The organism is Micromonospora globispora, from assembly GCF_003857015.1.
GTDB classification, from domain to species: domain Bacteria; phylum Actinomycetota; class Actinomycetes; order Mycobacteriales; family Micromonosporaceae; genus Micromonospora; species Micromonospora globispora.
The window spans coordinates 1-4,012 of sequence record NZ_QGGF01000417.1 but is presented as its reverse complement, the minus strand read 5'-3'; the positions used below and the strand labels follow the sequence as shown (position 1 = coordinate 4,012).

5 protein-coding genes and 1 pseudogene are annotated in these 4,012 nt (G+C 74.8%); 5 read left to right on the top strand and 1 reads right to left on the bottom strand.

What is annotated here, in order from left to right:
* Positions 1-136 precede the first annotated feature (136 nt).
* The 3 genes and pseudogenes from DKL51_RS36570 to DKL51_RS22575 all read left to right on the top strand — a co-directional run.
* A pseudogene (locus tag DKL51_RS36570) lies at positions 137-388 on the top strand (CocE/NonD family hydrolase C-terminal non-catalytic domain-containing protein); the annotation flags it as partial.
* Between the two features lie 84 nt (positions 389-472).
* Positions 473-1,048, top strand: a complete 576-nt coding sequence (locus tag DKL51_RS22580; protein WP_109965265.1) for an ArsR/SmtB family transcription factor — start codon at positions 473-475, stop codon at positions 1,046-1,048.
* On the top strand, positions 1,045-2,340 hold the full coding sequence (locus tag DKL51_RS22575; protein ID WP_260428623.1) for an MFS transporter: 1,296 nt from the start codon (positions 1,045-1,047) through the stop codon (positions 2,338-2,340). Before DKL51_RS22580 ends, DKL51_RS22575 begins: the two co-directional genes overlap by 4 nt.
* A 49-nt stretch (positions 2,341-2,389) precedes the next feature.
* On the opposite strand, the gene DKL51_RS22570 is transcribed toward DKL51_RS22575, so the two are convergent.
* Complete coding sequence (locus tag DKL51_RS22570) at positions 2,390-2,593, bottom strand: cold-shock protein (RefSeq protein WP_109947668.1); 204 nt, start codon at positions 2,591-2,593, stop codon at positions 2,390-2,392.
* 182 nt (positions 2,594-2,775) lie between these two features.
* Here DKL51_RS22570 and DKL51_RS22565 point away from each other — a divergent pair, with 182 nt between their 5' ends.
* Together DKL51_RS22565 and DKL51_RS22560 are read left to right on the top strand one after the other, a co-directional pair.
* The gene (locus tag DKL51_RS22565) at positions 2,776-3,450 is read left to right on the top strand and encodes a class I SAM-dependent methyltransferase (protein ID WP_109947669.1); all 675 of its coding nucleotides are present in this window, start codon (positions 2,776-2,778) and stop codon (positions 3,448-3,450) included.
* Between the two features lie 98 nt (positions 3,451-3,548).
* Positions 3,549-4,012: DedA family protein (locus DKL51_RS22560; RefSeq protein WP_185734886.1), on the top strand; the 464-nt coding region annotated here is incomplete at its 3' end.

Sequence of the window (4,012 nt, the reverse complement as noted above, 5' to 3'; positions counted from 1 at the left end):
CGGGAACGCTGCCGGCGGCCGCGGTGACGGCCGGGGCCGCCGAGGGGTTGGTGAGGACGGCGACGGGCTGGGTCGCCCCGGCGGGGAAGGCCCGCGCGAGGGTCTCCGCGCCGGCCACCGCCTCGGGCTTGGCGTGGTGCGGATACCGGTCACCCTCTGGCCGACCGCGCACCGATTCGCCCCGGGGCACCGGCTGCGCGTCCAGGTCTCCGGCGGGGCCCACCCTCGGTACGCGCGCAACCCGGGCACCGGCGAGCCACTCGGCACCGCGGTCACCCTCCGTGCCGGCCGGCGGGCGATCCTGCACGATCCCGCGCATCCGTCGGCGATCGTCCTGCCCCTCGCCGGGGCCACCCCACTTCCCGTGGGCGATTCCCGACTCGACTGACCGGCCGTCAACCGCGTCCCAAAGGCGATGCCAATTCAGCAATGACTATTGCGCAACTGCTCTTGCGGAAGTCAGACTGTGGGCATGTCGAATCCGGACGTCCGCCAGGTCACCGACTCCCGCGTCCTCGCCGCGCTCTCCCACCCGCTGCGCCGTCGCCTGATGGACGTGCTCAAGGTGCACGGTCCGGCCACCGTCGGCCTGCTTGCGCAGCGCACCGACCAGGCGCCGGCGAACATCAGCCACCACCTCAAGGTCCTCGCGGCCGCCGACCTCGTCGCCGAGGCGCCCGAACTCGCCCGCGACCGCCGGGAACGCTGGTGGCGGCTGGAGCACCGCGGCGTGCGCTGGTCCACCGCCGACTTCGACGCCGACCCCGCCGCCCGCGCGGTCGCCGACGCGGCCACCTCACTCAACCTGGACCGGCACGTCGCGCTGGCCCGCGCCTGGCACGCCGCCCCGGACGACACCCGGGCCGCCTGGGGCGACGGCCCCTTCTCCACCGACCGCTGGCTGCACCTGACCCCCGACGAGCTGGCCGAGCTGGGCCGGGAGGTGATCGAGCTGTTCGCCCGCTGGGGCGACCGTGAGGTGCCCGACGACGGGCGGCAGCGGGAACCGGTCTTCCTGTTCGCGTACGGCATCCCGGCCCGGCCGTGAGCACGGCGACGGCCGGCTCCGCCCCCCGTACCCGGGAATCCGACCCGGCGATCCGGCGGCGCGGCGGGCTGTTCCGGCACCGCGACTTCCGGCTGCTCTGGACCGGGCAGACGGTCAGCAGCATCGGCAGCAACGTGACCACCGTGGCGCTGCCCCTGGTGGCGGTGGCCGTGCTGGACGCCACCACCTTCCAGGTCGCGGTCCTCACCGCCGCGGCGTGGCTGCCCTGGCTGCTCGTCGGCCTGCCGGCAGGCGCGTGGGTCGACCGGCTGCGGCGTCGGCCGGTGATGATCCTCTGCGACCTGGTGTCGGCGGTGCTGTTCCTCAGCGTCCCGGCGGCCGCCCTCCTCGGGCTGCTCACCATCGGTCAACTGCTGGCCGTGGCGCTGGGCTCTGGCCTGGCCCGGGTCTTCTTCGAGACCGCCGACCAGGTCTACCTGCCCACCCTGCTGGGGCCCGAGGAGGTGCCCGAGGGCAACGCCAAGCTGCAGGCCACGCAGACCGCGAGCTACGTCGTCTGCCCCGGGCTGGCCGGCCTCGTCGCCCAGCTCGCCGGCGCGCTCACCGCGCTGCTGCTCGACGCGGTGAGCTTCCTCGTCTCCGCGGCCTGCCTGTGGCGGATCCGGACGGTCGAGCGGCGGCCCCGTCGCCCCGACGGTCCGTCCTCGCTGCGCCGGGAGGTGGCGGCCGGGATCCGCTTCGTCGCCGGGGACCCGTACCTGCGGGTGATGGCGGTCTACGGCGCCGCCAGCAACATCGGGCTGGTCGGCTACCAGGCCGTCCTGGTGGTCTTCCTGGTCCGTACGGCGGGGCTGCCGCCCGGCCTGGTCGGCCTGCTCATCGGCCTGGCCAGCCTCGGCGGGATCGTCGGCGCGACGATCGCCACCACCCTCGCCCGCCGGGTCGGGACCGCCCGGGCCATGCTGCTGGCCGCCCTGGGCGCCGGGCCGCCCGCGCTGCTCATCCCGCTCGCCGGTCCGGGCGCCGCGGCGCTCTGGCTGATCCTCGGTGGCGTGGTGGTGAGCCTGGCGGTCGCCGTGGGGAACGTCGTCAAGGGCAGCTTCCGGCAGACCTACACCCCGCACGCCCTGCTCGGGCGGGTGACGGTCAGCATGCAGCTGCTCAACTACGGAACGATCCCGCTGGCCGCGGTGCTGGCCGGGGCGCTGGGCGCCGCGTACGGGCCGGGGCGGGCGATCTGGGTGATGACCGGCTGGCTCGCGCTGACCCCGCTGATCATGCTGACCGGGCCGCTACGGCGGCGGCGTGACCTGCCGGCGCGACCGGACTGACATGCGCTGCGGCGGCGGTCGGGAAGCGACCGCCGCCACCGGCACGGAACTACATCGGGCGGACGTTGTCCGCCTGCGGACCCTTCTGACCCTGGGTCACGTCGAACTCGACCTTCTGACCCTCGTTCAGCTCCCGGTACCCGCCGGCTTGGATGGCCGAGTAGTGGACGAACACGTCCGGACCTCCGCCGTCCTGCTCGATGAAGCCGAAGCCCTTTTCCGAGTTGAACCACTTGACCGTGCCGGTTGCCATGCATCTCTCCCTGTTCAAAGCGGGTGAGCATCGGCGTCGCGGCCGATGATCGCCCTGTACTTTCCCGACAGTAACCGTTCCGAGGGCGATCCGCTGGCGGAAGCGCCGGGGCGGTCCGGCGAATCTGCGCGCAACCGGGAAAAGCCGCCCGATCAGGGCCGGCGCGGGGCATGCTTGCCCGGATGAGAGGTCCCACGGCACTGGCCGAACTGGAGCGGGAAATCGCCGCGTCCGGTACCGGTCTGGACCGGCTGCGGCTGATGGAGACGCCGTTCGTGCCGGAGGTGCGGCTGCACCTCGCCGAGGACGCCATCGTCTGGTGGGCCCGGATGGAGGCGGCGGCCGGGCGGGCACTACCGCCCCCGTACTGGGCCTCGGTCTGGGCCGGCGGGCAGGCCGTGGCCCGGTACCTGCTCGACCACCCCGAGCTGGCCGCCGGCCGCCGGGTGCTCGACCTGGCCGCCGGGTCCGGGCTGGTGGCGATCGCCGCCGCGCTCGCCGGAGCCGAGCGGGTGGTCGCCAACGACATCGACCCGTACGCGATCGCCGCCGTCACGGTCAACGCCCGGGCCAACCGGGTCGCCGTGGCGGTCAGCGGCGAGGACCTGCTCGACTCCGAGGTGGGCGTCGACCTGCTGGTCGCCGGAGACGTGCTCTACGACGCCGCACTGGCCGAGCGGGTACTGCCGTTCCTGCGCCGGGCCGCCGCCGGCGGCGCGCAGGTGCTGGTCGGCGACCCGGACCGCGGACATCTCCCAGCGGGCCGGCTGGAGCTGGTGGCCGACTATCCGGTCCCCACCACCGAACCCGCCGTCGACTCACCCGTGCGCCGGGTACAGGTGCTGCGGCCCTGGTGACGGGCCGCCGGACTCGGGGGTGACCCCGAGTCCGGATCAGGGGCCGGTGGGGGATCGCGCCCGATGTGCCGCACGGCGCCGCCCCATAGCGTACGGGCATGACGGATCTGCTGGCCCAGGTCGGCGAGCTGCCCACCACCCTCCTGATGGGACTGCTCGGCGTGGTGATGCTCGCCGACGCCGTACCGCTGGTCGGGGTGCTGGTGCCCGGCGACGCCGCGGTCCTCGCCGCGGTGGGCGTGGGTCGGCCGGCGACCGGTCTGGCGACCGGTCTGGCGACCGTGGCGGCGGTGGTGGCCGGCTGCCTCGCCGGCTGGTCACTCAGCTTCCTGGCCGGACGGCGCTGGGGGGAGCGGCTGCGCCGCGGCCGGTTGGGCGGCTGGATCGGCGAGTCCCGCTGGGCGGCGGCCGAGGTGATCCTGCGCCGCGGCGGCGGCCGGATGGTGCTGGTCGCGCCGTTCCTGCCGGTGCTCAACGCGCTGCTGCCGCTGGCCGCGGGCGGACTGCGGATGCCGTACCGGAGGTTCCTGGCCTGCGCGGCGCTCGGCGCCACGCTCTGGGC